23 protein-coding genes and 1 other annotated feature are annotated in these 20,787 nt (G+C 49.6%); of the genes, 4 read left to right on the top strand and 19 right to left on the bottom strand.

Going from position 1 to position 20,787, the window contains the following annotated elements; translation table 11 throughout:
* Positions 1 to 56: 56 nt before the first annotated feature.
* Together AC0YN0_RS05840 and lspA are read right to left on the bottom strand one after the other, a co-directional pair.
* Positions 57 to 998: an RluA family pseudouridine synthase gene (locus AC0YN0_RS05840; protein WP_475820410.1), complete on the bottom strand. Its 942-nt coding sequence runs from the start codon at positions 996 to 998 to the stop codon at positions 57 to 59.
* A complete protein-coding gene (gene lspA / locus AC0YN0_RS05835; RefSeq protein WP_337098641.1) occupies positions 979 to 1,500 on the bottom strand; it encodes a signal peptidase II in 522 nt (173 codons plus the stop codon). Before lspA ends, AC0YN0_RS05840 begins: the two co-directional genes overlap by 20 nt.
* Positions 1,501 to 1,693: 193 nt before the next feature.
* Here lspA and AC0YN0_RS05830 point away from each other — a divergent pair, with 193 nt between their 5' ends.
* The gene (locus tag AC0YN0_RS05830) at positions 1,694 to 2,431 is read left to right on the top strand and encodes a TraR/DksA C4-type zinc finger protein (RefSeq protein WP_475820409.1); all 738 of its coding nucleotides are present in this window, start codon (positions 1,694 to 1,696) and stop codon (positions 2,429 to 2,431) included.
* Here AC0YN0_RS05830 and AC0YN0_RS05825 read toward each other — a convergent pair.
* The 9 genes from AC0YN0_RS05825 to AC0YN0_RS05785 all read right to left on the bottom strand — a co-directional run bounded on the left by AC0YN0_RS05825 (position 2,425) and on the right by AC0YN0_RS05785 (position 10,602).
* Positions 2,425 to 2,700, bottom strand: a complete 276-nt coding sequence (locus AC0YN0_RS05825) for a DUF5665 domain-containing protein (RefSeq protein WP_442051651.1) — start codon at positions 2,698 to 2,700, stop codon at positions 2,425 to 2,427. The genes AC0YN0_RS05830 and AC0YN0_RS05825 overlap by 7 nt on opposite strands.
* Before the next feature lie 282 nt (positions 2,701 to 2,982).
* Positions 2,983 to 6,081 (bottom strand): isoleucine--tRNA ligase, encoded by a 3,099-nt coding sequence (ileS, locus tag AC0YN0_RS05820; protein ID WP_475820408.1) that lies wholly within the window; start codon positions 6,079 to 6,081, stop codon positions 2,983 to 2,985.
* A 61-nt stretch (positions 6,082 to 6,142) separates the two neighbouring features.
* Positions 6,143 to 6,439: a binding site (T-box leader), on the bottom strand.
* Between the two features lie 77 nt (positions 6,440 to 6,516).
* Entirely contained in the window at positions 6,517 to 7,014 is a 498-nt protein-coding gene (locus tag AC0YN0_RS05815) for a DivIVA domain-containing protein (RefSeq protein ID WP_337098639.1), read from the bottom strand.
* A 95-nt stretch (positions 7,015 to 7,109) separates the two neighbouring features.
* A complete protein-coding gene (locus AC0YN0_RS05810) occupies positions 7,110 to 7,892 on the bottom strand; it encodes a YlmH family RNA-binding protein (protein WP_337098638.1) in 783 nt (260 codons plus the stop codon).
* A gap of 17 nt (positions 7,893 to 7,909) precedes the next feature.
* Positions 7,910 to 8,182 carry a YggT family protein gene (locus AC0YN0_RS05805; protein WP_442051650.1) on the bottom strand — a complete coding sequence of 91 codons (273 nt, stop codon included), beginning with the start codon at positions 8,180 to 8,182 and terminating at the stop codon, positions 7,910 to 7,912.
* Positions 8,183 to 8,193: 11 nt separating this feature from the next.
* Positions 8,194 to 8,643: a cell division protein SepF gene (locus AC0YN0_RS05800; RefSeq protein ID WP_307203816.1), complete on the bottom strand. Its 450-nt coding sequence runs from the start codon at positions 8,641 to 8,643 to the stop codon at positions 8,194 to 8,196.
* 3 nt (positions 8,644 to 8,646) lie between these two features.
* Positions 8,647 to 9,372, bottom strand: a complete 726-nt coding sequence (locus AC0YN0_RS05795) for a YggS family pyridoxal phosphate-dependent enzyme (protein WP_475820407.1) — start codon at positions 9,370 to 9,372, stop codon at positions 8,647 to 8,649.
* Between the two features lie 6 nt (positions 9,373 to 9,378).
* Complete coding sequence (pgeF, locus tag AC0YN0_RS05790; protein WP_475820406.1) at positions 9,379 to 10,230, bottom strand: peptidoglycan editing factor PgeF; 852 nt, start codon at positions 10,228 to 10,230, stop codon at positions 9,379 to 9,381.
* A gap of 90 nt (positions 10,231 to 10,320) precedes the next feature.
* Positions 10,321 to 10,602, bottom strand: a complete 282-nt coding sequence (locus AC0YN0_RS05785; protein ID WP_475820405.1) for a YlmC/YmxH family sporulation protein — start codon at positions 10,600 to 10,602, stop codon at positions 10,321 to 10,323.
* Between the two features lie 194 nt (positions 10,603 to 10,796).
* Here AC0YN0_RS05785 and AC0YN0_RS05780 point away from each other — a divergent pair, with 194 nt between their 5' ends.
* The 3 genes from AC0YN0_RS05780 to AC0YN0_RS05770 are packed head-to-tail and all read left to right on the top strand — an operon-like array spanning position 10,797 to position 11,659.
* Positions 10,797 to 11,183, top strand: a complete 387-nt coding sequence (locus tag AC0YN0_RS05780) for a TetR/AcrR family transcriptional regulator (protein ID WP_475820404.1) — start codon at positions 10,797 to 10,799, stop codon at positions 11,181 to 11,183.
* The gene (locus AC0YN0_RS05775; protein WP_475820403.1) at positions 11,184 to 11,366 is read left to right on the top strand and encodes a hypothetical protein; all 183 of its coding nucleotides are present in this window, start codon (positions 11,184 to 11,186) and stop codon (positions 11,364 to 11,366) included. It abuts the gene before it with no gap.
* A gap of 44 nt (positions 11,367 to 11,410) precedes the next feature.
* On the top strand, positions 11,411 to 11,659 hold the full coding sequence (locus tag AC0YN0_RS05770) for a DUF3995 domain-containing protein (protein ID WP_475820402.1): 249 nt from the start codon (positions 11,411 to 11,413) through the stop codon (positions 11,657 to 11,659).
* Between the two features lie 48 nt (positions 11,660 to 11,707).
* On the opposite strand, the gene sigG is transcribed toward AC0YN0_RS05770, so the two are convergent.
* From sigG to murB, 8 genes are all read right to left on the bottom strand, one after another.
* Entirely contained in the window at positions 11,708 to 12,490 is a 783-nt protein-coding gene (gene sigG / locus AC0YN0_RS05765; RefSeq protein ID WP_337098630.1) for an RNA polymerase sporulation sigma factor SigG, read from the bottom strand.
* Positions 12,491 to 12,592: 102 nt separating this feature from the next.
* On the bottom strand, positions 12,593 to 13,315 hold the full coding sequence (gene sigE, locus AC0YN0_RS05760) for an RNA polymerase sporulation sigma factor SigE (RefSeq protein WP_307203808.1): 723 nt from the start codon (positions 13,313 to 13,315) through the stop codon (positions 12,593 to 12,595).
* Positions 13,316 to 13,357: 42 nt separating this feature from the next.
* Positions 13,358 to 14,269, bottom strand: coding sequence for a sigma-E processing peptidase SpoIIGA (gene spoIIGA, locus AC0YN0_RS05755; protein ID WP_475820401.1), 912 nt, complete (start codon positions 14,267 to 14,269; stop codon positions 13,358 to 13,360).
* 253 nt (positions 14,270 to 14,522) lie between these two features.
* Positions 14,523 to 15,644, bottom strand: coding sequence for a cell division protein FtsZ (gene ftsZ, locus AC0YN0_RS05750; protein ID WP_337098627.1), 1,122 nt, complete (start codon positions 15,642 to 15,644; stop codon positions 14,523 to 14,525).
* A 115-nt stretch (positions 15,645 to 15,759) separates the two neighbouring features.
* On the bottom strand, positions 15,760 to 17,004 hold the full coding sequence (gene ftsA, locus AC0YN0_RS05745) for a cell division protein FtsA (protein ID WP_475820400.1): 1,245 nt from the start codon (positions 17,002 to 17,004) through the stop codon (positions 15,760 to 15,762).
* A gap of 533 nt (positions 17,005 to 17,537) precedes the next feature.
* Positions 17,538 to 18,296: a cell division protein FtsQ/DivIB gene (locus tag AC0YN0_RS05740; RefSeq protein WP_475820399.1), complete on the bottom strand. Its 759-nt coding sequence runs from the start codon at positions 18,294 to 18,296 to the stop codon at positions 17,538 to 17,540.
* 194 nt (positions 18,297 to 18,490) lie between these two features.
* Positions 18,491 to 19,759 carry a UDP-N-acetylglucosamine 1-carboxyvinyltransferase gene (gene murA / locus AC0YN0_RS05735; RefSeq protein WP_475820398.1) on the bottom strand — a complete coding sequence of 423 codons (1,269 nt, stop codon included), beginning with the start codon at positions 19,757 to 19,759 and terminating at the stop codon, positions 18,491 to 18,493.
* A 15-nt stretch (positions 19,760 to 19,774) separates the two neighbouring features.
* Positions 19,775 to 20,680: a UDP-N-acetylmuramate dehydrogenase gene (gene murB, locus AC0YN0_RS05730; protein WP_475820397.1), complete on the bottom strand. Its 906-nt coding sequence runs from the start codon at positions 20,678 to 20,680 to the stop codon at positions 19,775 to 19,777.
* Positions 20,681 to 20,787: the final 107 nt, after the last annotated feature.

Genomic DNA, 20,787 nt, shown 5'->3' with positions numbered 1-20,787 from the left:
ATCAAATAATGAAGAATGTAGCGAAAAGTTTGCACTATTACGCTTCAAGCTTGGCTTTATCGCAAACGCAGACTATTCAACACATGCTCCATATCCGCCGGTATAGGTACTTCGAAATCCAATCGCTCGCCCGTACGCGGATGAGTGAAACCGAGCTGCGCCGCATGAAGCGCTTGTCCGTTCAAGGCAACCGTCTTATTGCGGCCATATACCGGATCGCCTGCAAGCGGATGTCCGATATATTTCATATGAACGCGAATCTGGTGGGTGCGTCCCGTCTCAAGCTGCAGCTCAACCAACGTATAGTCGAATCCGATTCTTTCTAACACGACAAAATGCGTTACCGCATGCCTGCTGTTATGATCGGTTACCGTGAACAGCTTGCGGTCACGAGAATCCCGGCCTATTGGCGCGTCAATCGTTCCCTGATCATGCTGCAGATTGCCATGTACAAGCGCAATGTATTTGCGTGTTACGGTATGCTCCTTCAATTGCTGTGCAAGCGATACATGCGCGAGATCGTTTTTGGCTGCCATAAGCAATCCTGTTGTATCTTTGTCAATGCGATGCACGATACCGGGACGAACGACTCCGTTAATGCCGGACAAGTCTTTGCAATGGTACATAAGCGCATTGACTAACGTTCCCGAGGAATGACCGACTGCAGGATGCACGACCATGCCTCTCGGCTTATTCACTACGATTACGTCAGAGTCCTCGTACAACACGTCAAGCAGGATATTTTCCGGCACAATTGCCGCGTCTTCCGGTTCTGGAATTTGCAACTGAACGACGTTGCCTTCCGCAACTTTGAAATTCGCTTTGACCGTCACCCCGTCAACGACTGCGGCCCCCGACTTAATCCATTCTTGAACTTGCGTACGCGAGATGCCTTCTGAATCTATGCTTTCCGTTATATACTTATCGATTCGCTCGCCCGATTGCTCAGGCGCAACGATCCATTCCAACGTCTCTTCATTAAACTGGCTGTTGCTCATGTTCGTTAGATTCCTTGTCCTCTCCGTTGTTCATCGTTTTTTTCTCATCGCGGGCTGTCAGCAATGTATCGATCAGGATCAATATTACACCGACCACGATCCCTGAATCAGCTACATTAAAGATTGGGAATTCGTACGAACCGAAGTTGAACTGAAAAAAGTCCACAACCTCGCCAAAACGTACACGATCGATAAAATTGCCCAGCGCGCCGCCAAGAACGAGACCGAGACCTGTTAACAGCCATGGCTTGGACGACTTGCGCATCGCTTGAATGTACCATATGATGCCCGTTAATATGACGACCGTAATGATGATAAAAAACACTCGTTGCTCCTGTAAAATACCGAATGCAGCGCCGCGATTGCGATGCGAAGTAATGAGGAAGAAGTTGCCGATGACGCTGATCTGTTCGGCAATCTCCAACTGAGTTGCAATGATTTTTTTCGTTACGTAATCAAGTACAAACACAACCACCGCAATCCAATAAAAGTAAAAGCGCATCTTATCACTCCTAATTTTTCTGTGAAGCTGATTCTTAGGTCATCCAAAATATTGTAGCATAATGCCGCAGACAAGAGCTAGCAAGCTGCTGATGTCCAGCATCCGGCTTCCATCGAAGTCCATACTGAAAATAGTCCAAGCGGCAAAAGCTAATGAAGCAATTATGTTCACGACAAAGGACGGTGCTTTGAACATGTCAACCTTAACAAGCGCCCAGCTTGCGCTGCTGCGTATGAGACTTGAGGATGAACGTCGCGAGATCGACACTCGACTGTCGCGTAACGATCATTACGGTCTAGGCTCTTCCCTTCGCGACGACACAGGCGAACTGTCGCCGATCGACAATCACCCTGGCGATACGGCTACCGAGCTGTATGAACGCGAGAAGGATATCGCCCTCCATGAACAAGAAGAGCTTCATATCGAACGAATCGATGCTGCGCTTGCCGCCATGGAAAATGGAACGTATGGCATATGCAAGGCATCCGGCCAACCGATTCCTTATGAACGATTGGAGGCTGCGCCTGATACGCTCTATAGTATCGAGCACGCACCTCGCCAGCAGCTGTCGCATACGCGTCCTGCCGAAGAAACGCTTCTAAACCATCCATTCGGCAGAACAAGCATGGACGAGCATGAGGATGGCTATAACGGCTTCGACGGCGAAGACGCCTGGCAGATCGTCGAGCAATGGGGCAATGCCGATTCGCCCGCGTTTTCCGAGAATCGCGATGTCGCCGACTACGACCACGTTGGCATCGAAGCCGAAGAAAACGACGGTTACGTCGAATCGATTGAAAGTTTCCTTGCTACCGATATAACCGGACGGCATCTATCTGTTGTGCGCAACCGGGAATACAACCGTTATCTGGATACCGGTGAAGGCGACCATGGTCTTGAAAACCCGGATGAATCCGACGCACTTCAATAAGTTTTGCCTTCAAGCTGAATTTGTACTATTCGTACGATGTCTGCTATGTAATCACCGATAATCGGTAAGTTCAGCGCCCCTAATATACGAAGCACATAAAGAATCGTTGCCGCAAAAAAAGTAAATCCGATCGCGATGCCGACGCCTCTAGCGGTACCGGCAAGCAGATTGCGCCATATAAGCTTTATCGGGCGGTTCAGCAGATCCACATAATCAGCGATATGCGTTCGCTCCATCTCCGATGCAATATGCTGAAGCCGCTTATCCAGTCTGCTTAAGGACGATTGAACTTCATTCAAATCTTCCGCCTGTTGGGCTGTATCATCGTTAGTTGGTTTCAAGAGAAGCCTCCATTTCTGGCAAGCATTAAGCTGCGTTTGAATTAGGTATTATAATGGATTACACCAAATTCAACTTTTCAACGCATATAAAAAACGAGGCCTGCTTGGCCGCAGCCGCTGCGATCAAGCAGGCTTTCTTCACTGCTTAAGGCAGCGGCCGCCAAGCTGCGGCGCTCGTTCTTCGCATGTCATGCTTCTCTTAGGATAACCTTAACCTTTGATGAAAATCCCAACCTGCTTTTCTCCCAGCGTCACACGTTCCATCTCCGCCGCTTCCTCATACGAAACCGTTTGAATCAATACGTTGTCGCGCAACACGTCATCGAATGTTGTCAATGCAGCTTGCAGCTCGGCATCAACCGAAAGAACCAGATCGATGCGCTTCTCGATCGGCAGATCAAGCTTCTTACGCGTATCTTGCACAGCGCGGATAACCTCGCGTACCCAGCCCTCTTGTTCAAGCTCAGGCGTAATGTCCGTATTCAATGCGACAGTAACGCCGCCTCCCGATGCGGATGCGAAACCAGACTTCGCTTGCTTCTCAACAAGCAGCTCATCGATCGTAATCGTCAGGCCCTCGCCTTCGGCGCTGGTGAATACCAAGCTTCCTTCGCCAACAACGGCTCTCGTCTGTTCTGCAGCCAATCCTTTCAGGTAAGCCTGGATAGGACCGACATGCTTGCCGAATTTCTTGCCGGCAACCTTCAGATTAAGCTTGAAGGCGAAGTCAACGAATCCGCTGTCCGTGTTCTGGATCGTAATCGTCTTCACGTTGATTTCGTCCTTCACGATGTCCTCGTAGCCTGCCACGTCGAAGTCCCGATCGAGTGAAACGATCAGTTCAGACAAAGGCTGACGCGTCTTGATACCCGTTTCGTTACGAACGTTGCGAGCAAGTTCTACAATCTGTTTCGCGCTCTCCATATCGCGCTCCAGCGTTTCATCGATTGCGGATTCATCTGCTTGCGGGTAGTCCGCAAGATGAACGCTGCCGCTGCCGCCAAGGTTGCCGTATACGTCTTCCGCCAGCAAAGGAGCATAAGGCGCGATGACACGGGACAAAGTCAGCAGTACGCTCTGTAGCGTTTGATAAGCGGCTACTTTGTCTTCCGACAAGCCGCTGCCCCAGAAGCGGTCGCGTGAACGGCGGATATACCAGTTGCTTAGCTCATCTACGAACGTTTCAATCGCTTTGGCAGGGTTAAGGAAGTCGTTGACTTCAAGACCTTTGTTAACCGTGCGAATCAAGCTGTTCAAACGGGAAACAACCCAGCGGTCAAGCTTATTCGTCGAAGCCTTCACCGGATGTGCCGCAGGATCAAACCCGTCGATCGATGCATACAGCGCATAGAATGCATGGGTATTAACGATGGTGTCAATAACCTTCGACTTCGCCTCGCCAACGATGCCTTTGGAGAAGCGTTTGCTATTCCATGGCGCGCTGTCTGCAAGCAACGCCCAGCGGAAGGCGTCCGTTCCGTATTCGTTGATGATTTCCCAAGGGTCGATTACATTGCCTTTCGACTTGGACATCTTCTGGCCGTTCTCGTCAAGAATATGTCCTGTCGAGATGACAGCTTTGTATGGCGCTTTGCCGTTGTACAGCGTCGACACCGCAAGCAAGCTGTAGAACCAACCGCGCGTTTGGTCGATGCCTTCGCAGATGATGTCAGCCGGGTATTGGTCGGCGAACTGCTGCTCATTCTCGAACGGGTGATGCTGCTGCGCGAACGGCATCGATCCGCTGTCGAACCACACGTCGATTACTTCCGGCGTGCGCGTCATCACAGCGCCTTCCGCGAATGGCGATTTCAGCTTGATGTCGTCCACATACGGCTTGTGCAATTCAATGTCTTCAGGAACAAAGCCTACAGCCCTTTCACGAAGATCGGCAATGCTGCTCGGCGCATATTCCTTGCCGGTAGCTTCACATACCCATACGTTAAGCGGCGTTCCCCAATAACGGTTCCGGCTGATGTTCCAGTCCACCAAATCTTCGAGGAACTTGCCGAAGCGTCCTTCACGGATATGGCCCGGGTACCAGTCAACGCTATTGTTGTTCGCGATCAATTGATCCTTCACCGCAGTCGTCTTAATGAACCAGCTTTCCATTGCATAATAGATAAGCGGCGTTTTGCAGCGCCAGCAGAATGGATAGCTGTGCTCATAGCGCTCCTTACTGTAGAGCAAGCCGCGTTCGCTAAGCGACTTCACGATGTCGATATCAAGCTCAGGATCCTTCACGAAACGTCCTGCAAAGTCTGTCACTTCTGCAACATATCGTCCTGCAAGATCAACGACATTCAGCATGCTGATGTTGTTTTCGCGTGATACTTTGTAGTCGTCATCGCCGTGAGCCGGAGCGATATGAACGATACCTGTACCGCTCGAATCGCTGACGAAGTCGCCTGCGATAACGATATGGCCGTGCTCGACAGGCACGTAGCCGAATGGCGGCGTGTAGCGTTGACCGACAAGCTCGGCGCCCTTCACGACCGACAGCGTCTCGTAGTCCTCTTTCAATACCTTCTCAGCCAATGCCTCAGCAATGATATACACTTCGCCGTTCTTCGATGCGCGAATATAATTCAGCTCAGGGTTAACGGCAAGCGCCACGTTCGCGGGCAGCGTCCAAGGCGTTGTCGTCCAAGCCAGTACGTACTCACCCGACGTCTCCAGCTTGAACTTCACGGTCGCGCTTAAATCCTTCACATCCTCGTAGCCTTGCGCTACCTCATGAGAGCTTAGCGTCGTTTGGCAATCCGGGCAATAAGGGCTGACGCGGTGACCGCGATACAGCAAACCTTTGCCGTGGATATTGGAGAGGATATGCCACACGCTCTCGATGTACTCGTTCTTCAGCGTGATGTAAGGATTGTCGAGATCGGTCCAATAGGCGATTGCTTCAGTCAGCTCGCGCCATTGCTTCTCGTATTCGAATACGCTCGCTTTGCACTTCTTGACGAATTCTTCTACGCCGTAATTTTCGATTTCCTGTTTACCGGAGATGCCTAGCTGCTTCTCGACGCCAAGCTCGACCGGCAAGCCATGCGTATCCCAGCCAGCTTTGCGAATGACGCGATAACCTGCCATCGTCTTATAACGGCAAATAAAATCTTTGATAACGCGTCCCAGCACGTGTCCGATATGCGGCGCTCCGTTCGCGGTTGGCGGTCCTTCATAAAATACGAAATTCGGTTTCCCTTCACGATTCGCAATCGATTGCTTGAACGTATCGTTCTCTTTCCATTGATTCAGTACGCGCAGCTCACGGCTGCGGGCGCGTTCTTTCACATCTACGCGTTGCATAGCTTCATCTCCCTCTCAGTTAACCCTGTTAATAAACAAAATAAAGCCCCGTCCCCTGTAAAAAAGGGACGAGGCTTGCTCGCGTTACCACCCTTGTTCCGCTCTTGCCCCGTATAGCCTAGGACAAGCCGATTATAGCTCAGCCTATATTATAGACCGTGCTTATCATGCGGCACCTTAGTCGCGAACGTATCATTCGCGTTCCCTATAACGGGGGACAGCCGTCGATGCTTACTGCACACTTCAGCATCGCTTCTCGGAGATGATTTTCCGCATGGACCACTCGCCGGACTTTCAGCAATCGCCGGCTCTCTGAGGAATGGTAGACAAGCGTACTCTTTCTCGTCAACGAAGTTAGAACATAACAATTACTAATAGTTATAGCGTATCGGACAGCCAATTGTCAAATGTTAAGCTGCCCAATTATCGGTTCGATTACCCGCGTTGCAGCTCGATCTCAGCATGTCTGGACTGCGAGTCCAGCGTATCCCAGCCATCTTGGCTAAGCAGTTCAAGCTGAGCCTCAACCAGCGTACGGAAACGCGCGCGGTAGATCGAGGCTTGCTTCTTAAGCTCCTCTACCTCCAGCGATACTTTGCGCGACTTGGACAGCGACTCATTAATAATCCGGTCGGCGTTCTTCTCCGCTTCTTTGATTATGAGCTGCGCTTCCTTCTTCGCATTGTTGCGAACCTCGTCCGCAGCTTCTTGCGCTACGATAATCGTCTTGCTTAACGTTTCCTCGATGTTCGTAAAATGATTTAGTTTCTCTTGAACATTCAGAATTTGATTTTGCAGCTCTTTATTTTCACGAATGATCGATTCGTAGTCCTTAATGACCTGATCGAGAAATTCATTCACTTCATCCTCGTCATAGCCGCGTAATCTGCGTCCAAACTCTTTGTTATGTATGTCCAATGGCGTTAACGGCATTGGCGCACCTCCTCAAGGTATTTGTATTGCTGGCATCCGGCTTGTACCTTTGTTGAGAACATTTTCGACAGCGACGACTGAATTCCTGCAATCCGTTAAATAAATTTACCAATTTTAACGCGAATTCTGCCCTTTTTTGTCACACCGTCGACTTCAAGCACTTTGAACCTGCCTAGCCCCTTGAAAGAAACGACATCGCCTTGCTTAAGCGACTCCGACGGATCCTCTTCCGCCTTCCAATTCACTCTGCATCTGCCTGCCCTAATTGGATCGACGATCTTGGAACGGCTAATCCGGTACACATCGCTTGCAATGCCGTCCAGTCTCATTGAAGCAACAGACAAGCTCATTTCCTCAAGCTTCGGTATTACTGTGCTAAGCTCGGACAATGGAAGCACATCGGTCAACACGCTAACTCGATGCACTTGACGCAAGTGTATATTCAAGTAATCGGCAATCTCATCCATAACGATAATATGACTAAAGTCCTCATGTACATGAATATCGCCGATTCGGTCACGTTTAATGCCTAGCCCAAGCAGCGCGCCTAAGTAATCGCCATGGTCAAGCTCATGCTGCGTCCCGGCAGGACTGTTGACAGCTAATACGGATACGCCCGCTTCCTCGCTGTCCAAATCCCGATAATCCGGGCCGATGATGGCACGTTTCCGTTCCGCTTCCGGATACCCGCCCTCGAACCGAATAGCTACGTCGGCATTCCGATTGGCGAGCATCGTAACGATCTCAATCTGCCTTGGGTCCAAAAAATCGGTCCGCTTCAGCTCGTGCTGCTGTGCGGACCGCTCAACCCATTCCAACGCCCGATCGACGAAAGCTTTCTCGTCGGGGTGAAAATGATTATATATGGCTTGCTTCATCACAAGTCATTCCCTTACTAAAAGATGCCTAAGATAAAATCGACAACGGCCGTCAGTCCAAGCCCGATGAAACGAAGGGCGAAGATCGCAACGATTGGCGATATATCTAGCATACCGCCGATAGGCGGAATAAATCTTCTGAATATGCCAAGGTATGGCTCAACTAGCTTGCCCAAGAATACGCCGATAAAGCTCTCGCGAGCGTTAGGCAACCAAGACAACAGCACATATCCGATAATCAAGAAGCTGTATATGCTGATTATTGTTCCAATTAATCCTGCAGCGCTCATAAATTGTGTGGTCACCTCATTTTAGTGTAGTCGTTCTCCTCCGCCAACATCTCCGTTATCGCACCTTGAATCTCTACGGATTCCGGCGTGCATAGAAAAATATTAGGCCCAAGCTTAGAGATGTTGCCGCTTAAAGCGTACACTGTGCCGCTAAGGAAATCAACAATGCGCACGGCTAGGTCTGTCCGAACGCGTTGCAGATTCACGATGACGGCCCTGCGCGAACGCAAATGGTCGGCAATTTCCTGCGCTTCGTCATAGGAACGCGGTTCGCTAAGCACGACTCTTACATTTTTCTGCGAATGGATGCTGACGACGTTATTGCTCTTCGTATTTTTACGTGTCTCGAAGGGCGAGGTTTCAGGTTCTTGTTCATCCACCTGCGGTATTCTTTCACGCTCTACAACTTCCTCTTCCTCCTGCAAGCCAAGAAAATTCATAAATCGATTCATGACGCTCATTACTCATTCCTCCTCTTTACCTATTAGTACGGTGCCTAAGCGGATCCATGTTGCTCCTTCTTCTATCGCCACCTCGAAGTCGTTGGACATGCCCATCGATAATTCCGTAATCGTGTTAGTCGTATTCATTGCTTGAGCGCGCTCGTGCAGTGCGCCTCGCAGCTCTCTTAACGCTTTGAATACAGGTCTTGTCTCTTCGGATTCTGCTTCGAAAGGCGCCATCGTCATAAGCCCGATTGGCTTAATCGACGAGAGCTTTGTCAGCTCATCCACGAATTCGTACAGCTGATCCGGCGAAAGCCCATGCTTCGAGTCTTCGCCTGACACGTTAACTTGAATGAAGCAAGGTACGATGATGCCTAGCTGGGCAGCTTGTTTGTCGATCGCTTGCGCAAGCGACAGCCTGTCCAGCGAATGAATGTATGTAAACTTTCCGACAACGTCCTTCGCTTTGTTCGTCTGCAGTGATCCGATGTAGTGCCAGGTCGGCTTGCTGATGCTGCCTATCTCGGCTTCGCCTTCCAGCGCCTCCCACTTGTCACGCGCATTTTGCCATCGATTCTCGCCTAGATGCTCTAGACCGAGCTTAACGGCAGCAAGTGTCGTTTCCGTGGATACGTATTTCGTGACTGCAATAACGTTGATTTCTTCCTTGCTGCGCCCTGATCTCAGGCATGCCTGTTCGATTCGCAGCTCTACATCCTTGATCCGTTCCGATAAATGACTCATTATGCCTCACCTTTCACGAATGCCGATCCAACTGGCCATACGGCCGGTTAAGCCGTTCTCCATACGATGGGAAAAAAACAAATCCCGTCTGCAGCCCGTGCACCACTTTGTTAATTCGATATGGATCGGCAAAATTCCTGCTTTTATCATAATCTGTCGGTTTATTTCTTTCAAGTTTATATGCGCTTTGCCGTTATCGCTTTTTTGTAGAACGATTTGAGCATGTTCAGAGCTAAGCCCGAGCGACTCAATAAGACGCTCGACATGGTCGATCACGACGCCGTCCACCTCATAGCAGCAGCTGTCGATCGCCGGTCCAATTGCTGCTTTAAGCTTTTCTCGCTTCGTTCCATACTCCTTCTCCATAGCTGCGATTGTTTCCTCTGCAATTCCCTGCACGGTCCCTCTCCAGCCGGCATGAGCGAGCGCTATCGCCTGATGCTCGGGATCATAGAAGTATAGCGGTACGCAATCGGCGTAAAAAGAGGTCAGCAACACGTTCGGTTCATTCGTAATAATCGCGTCGCAGCCTTTAATTACATCATCAAGCGACAAGCTGCCTTTGCCCTTATCTGCAGCGGTTACCTTGTATATCTTGTTGCCATGCACTTGCTCAGCACAAGTCCAAGCTTCGAACGGCCAATCAATGGCCGCTGCTAGCCGCTGCCGATTGGCGACAACATCAGCTGCATCATCGCCAACATGCAGCCCAACATTAAGCGAATGCCACTGCCCGCCGCTCACGCCGCCGTTACGACCGGTGAAACCTGCCGTTAAGTTAGAATTATCGCTATTCCATTCAGACAATAAAAAAAGCGAAGGTCCCTTCGCCGAATGATCTTCCATAAATGCTTCCATCTGTCCGTCACCTCTGTCAGCAAAGGATACTTCATTTCGCTATCATTCGCCATATATGCTATAAATCACGCTTATGCACAGTTTACAGCCTTATGAGCGAGCGTGCAAATCATCCTCATCAGCCCGCAATGATTTCGTGTCGTCCATACGAACAAGCACGACATCTGCGCCTATCTTCACAATATTGCGCCATGGAATGACAACCTCCGTACCTCCGCCGCCGAACACGCCGAAAAACTTCGTAAACTGCGGAACAACAATAGAATCGATACGTCCCTGGCGCAAATCAAGCTCCAGATCAGATATATGCCCCAGCTTCTTCCCATCCACTATATTAATAACGTCCTTCGTCTGAAAATCAGATATTTTCACTATCAATCACCACTTTTCCAGCGGATTTGTCGTCCGAACCGTCTTCTTATTACTATATGAGCCAAATGCCCAAAATGTCCTGCTGGGGCAAAAAAACGAGCCCCTTGAGATACAAATATTCACAGCCGGTGATGAATGCGATAAATTTATTGTACGACAACGTACAATAAGCGGCGGGAGGCCGACTCATCAACATGCCAAAGAAAATCGCATCAGAGCTGGATTGGTTTGTGTTAGGTATCGATAAATTCGCGGAAGGAGGCGAGTCGGCGCTAGTCGTCGAAAAGCTCGCGAGACAGCTGGGAAGCAGCAAAACGAGCTTCTATTGGTATTTCAAAGACCGTTCGCAATATGTCAGCCGAATAATCGCCGAGTGGCATGAGAGGGCAACTACGTCTGTTATAGCAAGAAATACGGCACTGGCGTCGCTGCCTCCGCAAAGACAAGTACGAGAGCTTATGCTTACGATGTTCAGCTTCAACGGTGACGGTGATTTCCTGTTTTACCTCCGTAAGCTGGGAGAAACCGAGGATTCTTATCGTGCAATGCTTCATCATTTGGAACAAAAGCGTCTTCGGTAGATGAGCGAGCTGCTTATTCGCTGCGGACTATCGCAAGAGGCGGCAGTGCGAGGCTCAGAGCTTGTGTACAGCTATTATCTCGGCTGGTACGAAAGCAATAAATTTCAGACGATTACGAAGGAGCATGCAGAAGAGCAGGCTGATTTCCTCATGGCTTTTATTGGGATTGATTCGGATCATTAGCGAAGGAGTGATCGTTATGCAAGCAATTCTTGCCAGCATTGTAAGTGGCAGCAGCACTGCTTATTCTCATGTATGCGAACCTCATTGCCGTCATAGGTCCTCAGCAGCTTCCACGAATGGCGGCATGGGCTCTCGCAATCGTGTTCGCTATTCGAGCGATCGGGGAATTTCATTACTTAGGCTTATTCAAAAGGTATCGCAACTCCCCTTTCGGACGACTTGATACGTATGTGTATAGTCCGCTTTGCCTCTTGATGGCCGGCATGACTTGGTGGATAATCGGGATATCTTGAATGGGAAAGAGCCTGCCGGGAGAAATATCCCCGAGCAGGCTCGTTTGTTCACGTTTTAACATGCTTCTGCATTTGTTGAATCGCCGACTTCTCAAGCCTCGACACCTGTGCCTGCGATATGCCGATCTCGTCGGCAACTTCCATTTGCGTCTTGCCTTCGAAGAACCGCATCGACAGGATCATCTTCTCCCTGTCATTCAACTTGTGCATCGCTTCACGCAGCGCGATCTCCTCGATCCACGATACATCCTTATTACGATCATCGCTAATCTGATCCATCACATAGATCGGATCGCCGCCGTCGTGGTAGATCGGCTCGAACAGCGATACCGGATCTTGAATCGCGTCAAGCGCGAATACAACATCCTCTTTCGGCACATTCAGCGCTTCGGATATTTCAAAAATCGTCGGCTCGCGACTATTTTTGTTCGTCAGGCTGTCCCTTACCTGAAGCGCCTTATAGGCAATATCTCGAAGGCTGCGCGACACGCGAATCGGATTGTTGTCACGCAAGTAACGGCGAATTTCACCGATAATCATCGGTACGGCATAGGTGGAAAATTTGACGTTCTGGCCAAGATCGAAATTATCAATCGCCTTCATAAGTCCGATGCAGCCGACTTGGAACAAGTCGTCCACAAATTCTCCCCTATTGTTAAACCGTTGTATGACGCTGAGAACAAGCCTCAAATTGCCGTTAACCAATTTCTCTCTTGCTGCCCACTCGTTGCGGGTTTGCAATGCCGTAAACAGCTCTCGCATTTCGGCATTCGTTAGGACAGGCAGTTTCGCGGTATCCACTCCACAGATCTCGACTTTATTTCGGGTCAACGTGATTACCTCCCAAGGAGAAACATTACTGTACATTATCTCCTCGGGACCTCTTTTTATTCCTAATCTGACATCGTTCGACATTCAAATGTCGATTTGCATTTAGACCATTTTGTTAAATTCCTTACGCAGCCGCTTAATTATCCGTTTCTCGAGTCGAGAAATATAAGATTGCGATATGCCGAGAAGATCGGCAACATCCTTTTGTGTTTTCTCCTCGCCGTCGGCAAGACCGAACCGCAGCTCCATAATAATTCGTTCGCGCTCCGACAGCTTTTCCAACGCCTTATGAAGCAGCTTGCGGTCTACCTGCTCTTCGATATTGCGGTAGATCGTATCGTTCTCCGTCCCAAGAACGTCCGATAGTAGCAGTTCATTGCCGTCCCAGTCAATATTAAGCGGCTCGTCGAACGACACTTCCGTGCGTGTCTTGCTATTGCGGCGCAAATACATCAATATTTCATTCTCGATACAGCGCGATGCATAAGTGGCGAGTTTGATCTTCTTCTCCGGATCAAACGTGTTGACCGCCTTGATTAGGCCAATAGCGCCGATCGACACCAAGTCCTCGATATGAATACCGGTATTCTCGAATTTACGGGCGATATACACAACGAGCCTAAGGTTGCGCTCGATCAGCATCGCTCGAATCGCAGAGTCGCCGCTAGGCAGCTTCTCTAGCAAATACTCTTCTTCCTCGCGCGTCAAGGGAGGCGGAAGCGCTTCACTGCCGCCGATATAATAAATCTCATCGCTTTTTAGTCCGAATAAAAATAAAACACGATAATAGTATAACTGCAGGATCAATTTCCACTTGACGAGCATTGGGCCCATCCCTCCCCGATTGTATGAGCTAGCTTGCGATCGTTATTCTCTAACCATTGACGGATGAATGATCGCTTGGTAAGCCCCATCAGATGCTAACTTTCCGCCGTCAAGTCCGATGAGCACCTTTCGTGTTTCAAAAACTTGTCCTTCCCTGTTCACTTCAACATGATCCGGTTTGAGCGCAAGCATGAATTGCGATCCGCGATTGACGCCTCGATACGGAACGAGACGAAGCCGATCTTGCCAAACAAAAGGCTGACTGTCCATACCGGCTACGAGCCGATCGACCTGGGAGCTGCGAATGCTGCTCATCCACGCAGGAGGCAAATCCGCTTCCCAAACCGATGCTTCCATCACCATAACCGGCGTTCGGGTAAGCGGATCATACAGCTGATTGCCTGTATCGATAAGACCGACACAGGTTTCCGTTCGTTCACCGATTGTAATCGTTACAGCAGCCAAATGGGTATGCACCAGCTCCCGTTCTCGTTTTTGCGTCAATACGGTACGGTATATATACAGACCGATACAAAACGCAGCAATAAAATAAAAAAGTCCCATTTTCAACTCAACATGCATGCTTCCGCTAACAAATGTGATCGTCCTCCATACTTCCCCAGAGCCCTGCATAAGTAAATAATAGATACCTAATATCGCACCCGCCGCTATAAAGTTGACCGCATAGAAGGCTGCGACAGTGCGCAAATAATGTTGTACCGTCGCAAAGCCAAAAGCAATCCATACCATAACGAGCGACATCGCGACCTTGACGCCAAGCGTAAACATGAAGCTAAGCTGGGGGTAAAACATCAAGATGACATAGCAGCCTCCGACAGCAGCAGCGAGAAGGATGCGCCAGTGGCGAGGCTTCAGGTGCCGAACCCAGGCCGTCGTCAGCAAGATAGCGCCATCGACAAGAAGCTCACGCAGAAACATAATATCGACATACATGTAGAGACTGGCCACCTTCCTGCCATACCTTGCAGCTGGCGCCCTAGAGAACGATTGACACTAGTATATAAAAATTGTATTTCAAAGTCTGTCTATTCATGACGTCATGACATATCTTTTTTTGTCGAGTATGTATATAAAATCCGCGATTGAATACGTAGGCAAATAGAGGCGGCAGAGGTTGATATTATGGGGCACTAGACAACAAAAAACCCGCTCGCTCGGCTAGGCCAAGTGAGCGGGTTTCGTAATATTAGCGGTCGCCGCGCGGACGATTGCGCAAAAAGGCAGGAATTTCGAGTTGATCGCTCGACGCAGTGCTCGTGCCGAATGGCTTAACCGTGTTCGAGCTAGCAGTCGATTGTCTCGTTTCCGGTTGCACGGCTTGAGGCTGAGCTGCTGCATGCCGCGATGGCGATGGCTTGTGCTCGAAACCTGTTGCGATTACCGTAACTTTAATTTCGTCTTTCAAATCTTCATCGATGATAGCACCGAAGATCATGTTCACGTCTGGATCAGAAGCGGAAGTAACGATCTCAGCTGCTTCATTGACTTCATAAAGCGATAGGTTGCTGCCGCCCGTAATGTTCATGATAACGCCGCGTGCGCCGTCAATGGACGTTTCCAGCAGTGGGCTCATAATCGCTTTCTTTGCCGCTTCCGCAGCACGATTCTCTCCTGTAGCAATACCGATACCCATAAGCGCCGAACCGCGCTCAGTCATAATCGTCTTAATATCGGCAAAGTCAAGGTTGATAAGTCCAGGTACCTGGATCAAATCAGAAATGCCTTGTACAGCTTGACGAAGCACGTTGTCCGCTTCACGGAATGCTTCGAGCATCGGAGTCTTTTTGTCAACGATCTCTAGCAATCGATCATTAGGAATAACGATAAGTGTATCTACTTTTTCCTTAAGCGCTTCGATACCCAGCTCTGATTGTCCAGCACGCTTGCGTCCTTCGAATGTGAATGGCCTAGTGACGACACCTACCGTCAAAGCGCCGCATTCGCGAGCGATCTCAGCGATGACAGGAGCAGCTCCCGTACCGGTACCGCCGCCCATGCCGGCTGTGACGAATACCATGTCAGCGCCTTTGAGCTGGTTCGTAATGCTCTCGCGCGATTCTTCTGCCGCCTTATGACCAACATCAGGATTAGCACCTGCGCCAAGACCGCGTGTAAGCTTATCGCCAATTTGCAGCTTATGCTCCGACTTAGCCAAGTGTAGCGCCTGTGCATCCGTGTTTACGGTAATAAATTCAACGCCTTTAACGCCGTTTTCTATCATTCGGTTAACAGCGTTGCTTCCGCCGCCGCCAACGCCGATTACTTTAATTTGAGCCAACTGCTCAAGATCGATATCGAATTCCAACATCCTTCTTTTCCCCCAGTCATGCGTAAACGGCAGAAGCCGTTTCTACCCGGCGCAGCTGCGTTTCGCGTTGAAATATAAGCATCTTATACTAGATGACATATAGAATGTTATATTTTCAAATAAATTCGTTAAACATGTTTTTGATTCGTTCCATCATACCGGGTTTGGATGTAGTTGCCGGAGCAGCCTTGGCGCGGCTTGTCTGCTTCTTCACAGTTCCTGTTCCGCGAGGCCCCATATACTTCGATACGTATTGGATCATACCGACGCCGCTGCTGAAAGCTGGGTCCCTTACACCAATGTAATCCGGCAATGCTATACGGACGCTGGATTCGAGCTCGGACTGAGCGAGCGCTAGCGTGCCTGGCATGGAAACCGTACCGCCTGTCAACACATAGCCGTTGACTTTGTCTCCATATCCCAGCTTGCGAACCTCTTGCCTAATGAGATGGAATATTTCTTGCATCCTAGGTTCAATAATGCTTGCAAGGTCAAACTGCGAAAATTCCTTCTCCGCGTTGCTGCCCATGCGAGTCACTTTGAACTTAACGTCCTCCGCCGCATCGGTCACGTTCGCGCAGCCGTATTTCAGCTTGATCTTCTCTGCTTGATCGCTCTGCGTACGCAGACCGTATGCTATATCGTTAGTTACGTATTCTCCGCCGATCGGCAATGTTGAAGTAGCGGCAAGTCCGCCTTGATCGTAGATCGCAATCGTACACGATCCTGCGCCAATATCGGTAAGAACCGTTCCAATCATTTTCTCGTCCTTGGTCAATGACATGACCCCAGAAGCAAGAGACAATAGAATAACGCCGGATATACGCAGTCCAGCCTTCTCCACGCACCGCATTAAGTTATGTATCGCGGTCTTCGTCCCTGTAACAATCGTTGCTTCGACTTCGAGTCTAACGCCGATCATACCGCGCGGATCTGATATGCCTTCCAAACCATCTACCAAGTATTGTTTAGGAACCAGATTAATAATTTCACGTTCCGGCGGCAAAGCCACTACTCTCGCAGCTTGTACCACTCGTTCAATATCCTCTTCACCAATTTCCCGATCCTCATTGGATACGGCTACTACACCACGGTTCGTCTGTAGAGCAATATGGTTGCCCTGGATGCCTACATAGACATCCGATATTTGAATACCCACCATGCGCTCCGCATGCTCGATGGCGTTGCGGATCGATTGCACGGTCTGGTCAATATCAACAATTGCTCCCTTGCGAATACCTTCAGAGTCGGCAGAACCAACCCCAATAATATTAATGGCTCCGTTAGATACTTCGCCAATGATCGCACGAACCTTGGATGTACCGATGTCCAAACTGACGATGATGTCGTTGTTACTCAACCCGCGGCACCTCCGTTTCAACTTATTAATTAATTTTCCATTTTCAAACGCATACGGTAACTTTTGACATCTTGCGGTCAAAGCTCCCGTTTCGTACCGTCTTTAAGCCGCTCATACCGGAACGTCACCCAAAAACGGTATTCGGTGAAATATAGACAAGTGTATAGGTCTGTGACCTGCACATCCCTATAATTCAAAACAAGGTATTTCTACATATTCAACGCGCCTATTATTTTCCCTCTTTTTTCTACAAAATTTTCGGTGCTTATTTCACTTACAAACTTCACTTACAATCGAGCGCTGCCCCTTGCAGAGCTCATGTCACCATGTTGTTTCAGTCAGCTTCAGCGAGTATAAATGCGATAACTAAAATTCTACCATTCTTTCAAGCTATTGAGTAGTCTATTTTTTCCTACTACGCCATGTTTAAGCGCTTTTACAAGTGCCAAATGATTGAAAAAGAGTACCGCGAACGAAAAAATACCGGATTCAGCGTGATCTTTCATCACACGGGTTGATCTTCAACCGAATATTTATTCCGAATCCGCTTCCTCGTCTTCCGAATCACCCAAGTTAAACGGAACGTATGTATCCGCAAGCAGCATCGTAATCCGCCCAGGCTCCTGCGTCTCAATAACGGCATTAAGCGCTTCGATCTTCTCCGGCAGAACGGCAACGGATGTAATGACTTCGAATTTAGTGCGCGTATAGATCTTGATGCGGTCAGGATAAGCTTTGGACGGATCAGGAATAATCTCCGAAAGATCGGACAACTGTTTTACCGGAATTTTGCCAAGCTGCTTCATCAACGATACTTTTACTTTGTCTTTGGCCGCCCATCCGGTGAGCACGGGCTTGTCCGCTACGAGCATCGCTTCTATCTTCGATGCTATACTCGTGCCGTTCGACAAAAGAGCTGTCAATTCGCCCTTCGGCGACAACTCGAACGCTACGATGGGATATTCCTGTACCGTAATTTGGACAACTCCCGGAAACACTTTATTGACCGTTGCTTGTTCAACTTGGGGCAGCTTTTCTACCCGTTTCTCGATCGTGCTCGAAGTCGTCCCGAAAAATGCGTCGCCTGCCGCGACGGCGGCCGCCCCGGCAACCTCGGCATTGGTGGCCAGCTTCGTGCCCACAATTTGCACTTCTTCTATTTTGCTAATGGAAGAGTTGAAGAAAAGCACTGCAAGCAATACGAGGAATAACAAAAACAGGACAATCAGCAGCTTTCGGCTGCCTCTGCGTTTCTTGGCTGGCTCTTTTAAGACCGGCATGTTTTCACTCATAACTTGTCCCTACTTTCTATGCGAAAAACTCCAAACGCAGCCGTTTCTCAAAAGAGCGGCCATGTTCAGAGCATGTATCTTCTCGTTCGTATGACGCCATAAGCAGCTTTCATTACACAAAGACGCCGGCTCCGCATCAAGTATAAAGGAGGATGAAGCCGGACGTTTCTAACTCAGAACTTGCTTGCATACTATTAATTATTAGGCACCGGCGAGTAGCGCGAGATACGTGCACCCAGCCTCGTCAACATCGATTCGATTTTGTCGTAACCGCGGTCAATGTGGTGAATCTGCTCCACAACCGTACGGCCGTGAGCCGCCAAGCCCGCTATAACAAGAGCAGCGCCTGCGCGCAGATCGGTTGCTTCAACCGTTGCGCCATACAAACGAGGTACGCCGCGGATGAAAGCCGCATTCATATCGACGCGAATATCGGCGCCCATGCGCGATAATTCATCGACATGCTTCAAACGTCCTTCGAAAATCGTTTCCTTCATAATGCTGACACCGTCTGCCAACGTCAGAAGAACCATCAGTTGTGACTGTAAATCGGTAGGGAATGCCGGATAAGGCGATGTAACCACTCTCTCAACCGCCTTCGGTCTAGTAGCGCAGCCCACTTTAATTATATCACCGTCGACGACAATTTGAACACCTGCGCGACGCAGCACATGGATTAGCGATGACAGATGCGCAGGCTGCGTGTTCTGAAGCGTAACCTGGCCGCGCGTTGCGGCTGCCGCAACCATAATCGTACCTGCTACGATACGGTCCGGAATGACTCGATATTGACAGGGATTAAGCGACTGTACCCCTTCTATCGTTATCGTATCTGTCCCGGCACCCATGATTTTCGCACCCATTGCGTTTAGAAAACGTTGCAAATCTTGAATCTCCGGCTCGCGCGCTGCATTCGTAAGCGTCGTCCGGCCTTCGGCCCTGACAGCGGCCATCATGATGTTTTCCGTAGCTCCCACGCTTGGAAAACTTAGATGAATATCCGCCCCGCGCAGCTTCTCTGCACGGCACACAATCCGGTTGCCAAACTCCTCAATCTCCGCTCCAAGCGCTTGCAAGCCTTGCAAATGAAGGTCTATCTTTCTCTCGCCGATTGCGCAGCCTCCCGGCTGGTACACTTCAGCTTCGCCGAAGCGGGCGAGGAGCGGTCCCATTAGGAAAATAGAAGATCGCATTTGTTTCATTAACGATTCCGGCACATGGGACGTATGAGCAGGCTTTGTATCCAGCACAACCGTATCTCCCGAATGCTCGGCGCGGCATCCCAGTTCGCGCAAAATGTTCAGCATGACGTCGATATCCAGCAATTCAGGCACATGTTCAATCGTAAATGTGCCCTCGGCCAGCAAGCTGGCAGCCAATATCGGCAACGCGGCATTTTTCGCTCCTTGGATAACTATGGTTCCTGAGAGAGGTTTCCCACCTTCAATCACCAATTTGTCCAATGTATCACCTCCGAATTACCGCTCACCCACCACCAATACTTCCGGCACCAGTTCCACGCCGAAGCGCTCTTTTATGGTGCGCTGAATATGGGACATGAGGGCGAGAACGTCTTCAGCAGTCGCTTGCCCGGCATTTACAATGAAATTGGCATGAACTTCTGACACTTGAGCGCCTCCGTAGCGATACCCCTTTAAGCCTGCCTCTTGAATAAGCCTTGCTGCAAAATCATTCGGCGGATTACGAAATACGCTGCCTGCACACGGCATCTGTAGCGGCTGTGTTTGGCGGCGCTTATCCTTGAAAGCGGATAGTGCTGCGGAAATTTCCTTGCGATTGCCCTCTGCAAGCTCGAAAGTCGCTTCTACAACAGACCCTCGCTGCTCTTGCAAAATCGAATGCCGATAGGAAAACTTCATGTCGTCTCGATCGTACGTTACCAATTCTCCTGTCTCCAGCACAATCTCAGCTGACTTAAAAATACGTGACACATCAGATCCGTGCGCTCCCGCATTCATGTAGACGGCTCCGCCGACCGTGCCCGGAATTCCCCCCGCGAACTCTAGACCTGTCAGCCCCTCTTTGCCTGCCACGACAGATAGCTTAATGAATGAATAGCCGGCGCCTGCAGTTACAAGGCAACCGTCGAAACGCACAAAATCCAACCCACCGCTCGGCTTAATCACAACACCGCGAATCCCTTTGTCGCTCACGAGCATATTCGAGCCGCGGCCCAAATTCGTCCAGCTTATCCGATGCTTATTCAACAGCCGGATCGCAGCAATCAGCTGCTCTTTGCTCTCCGGTAGAATTAACACATCGGCAGGGCCGCCGATTTTCCATGTTGTATAGTTCGATAGCGGCACATCATACAGAACTTCGCCGATGCCGGCTTGTTCCAATTCCGCTTTAATTGCTTCCATTGGTTGACCCTCCTAAAAGGTTTACGAAGTAAACCTACTTCGTAAGCGTGGACTTAGGTTTTACGAAGTAAAACCTACTTCGTAAGCGTGGACTTACTCCCGCTGAT

This window comes from Paenibacillus sp. J22P218, assembly GCF_056269195.1.
This window is presented reverse-complemented; position numbering and strand designations above follow the sequence as displayed.

Bases quoted from the DNA above. Each gene is read 5' to 3' on its own strand.
- AC0YN0_RS05840 (WP_475820410.1), bottom strand. From the start codon at position 998: ATGAGCAACAGCCAGTTTAATGAAGAGACGTTGGAATGGATCGTTGCG.
- lspA (WP_337098641.1), bottom strand. From the start codon at position 1,500: ATGCGCTTTTACTTTTATTGGATTGCGGTGGTTGTGTTTGTACTTGAT.
- AC0YN0_RS05830 (WP_475820409.1), top strand. From the start codon at position 1,694: ATGTCAACCTTAACAAGCGCCCAGCTTGCGCTGCTGCGTATGAGACTT.
- ileS (WP_475820408.1), bottom strand. From the start codon at position 6,081: ATGCAACGCGTAGATGTGAAAGAACGCGCCCGCAGCCGTGAGCTGCGC.
- AC0YN0_RS05815 (WP_337098639.1), bottom strand. From the start codon at position 7,014: ATGCCGTTAACGCCATTGGACATACATAACAAAGAGTTTGGACGCAGA.
- AC0YN0_RS05810 (WP_337098638.1), bottom strand. From the start codon at position 7,892: ATGAAGCAAGCCATATATAATCATTTTCACCCCGACGAGAAAGCTTTC.
- AC0YN0_RS05805 (WP_442051650.1), bottom strand. From the start codon at position 8,182: ATGAGCGCTGCAGGATTAATTGGAACAATAATCAGCATATACAGCTTC.
- AC0YN0_RS05800 (WP_307203816.1), bottom strand. From the start codon at position 8,643: ATGAGCGTCATGAATCGATTTATGAATTTTCTTGGCTTGCAGGAGGAA.
- AC0YN0_RS05795 (WP_475820407.1), bottom strand. From the start codon at position 9,372: ATGAGTCATTTATCGGAACGGATCAAGGATGTAGAGCTGCGAATCGAA.
- pgeF (WP_475820406.1), bottom strand. From the start codon at position 10,230: ATGGAAGCATTTATGGAAGATCATTCGGCGAAGGGACCTTCGCTTTTT.
- AC0YN0_RS05780 (WP_475820404.1), top strand. From the start codon at position 10,797: ATGCCAAAGAAAATCGCATCAGAGCTGGATTGGTTTGTGTTAGGTATC.
- AC0YN0_RS05775 (WP_475820403.1), top strand. From the start codon at position 11,184: ATGAGCGAGCTGCTTATTCGCTGCGGACTATCGCAAGAGGCGGCAGTG.
- sigE (WP_307203808.1), bottom strand. From the start codon at position 13,315: ATGCTCGTCAAGTGGAAATTGATCCTGCAGTTATACTATTATCGTGTT.
- spoIIGA (WP_475820401.1), bottom strand. From the start codon at position 14,269: ATGTATGTCGATATTATGTTTCTGCGTGAGCTTCTTGTCGATGGCGCT.
- ftsZ (WP_337098627.1), bottom strand. From the start codon at position 15,644: ATGTTGGAATTCGATATCGATCTTGAGCAGTTGGCTCAAATTAAAGTA.
- AC0YN0_RS05740 (WP_475820399.1), bottom strand. From the start codon at position 18,296: ATGAGTGAAAACATGCCGGTCTTAAAAGAGCCAGCCAAGAAACGCAGA.
- murB (WP_475820397.1), bottom strand. From the start codon at position 20,680: ATGGAAGCAATTAAAGCGGAATTGGAACAAGCCGGCATCGGCGAAGTT.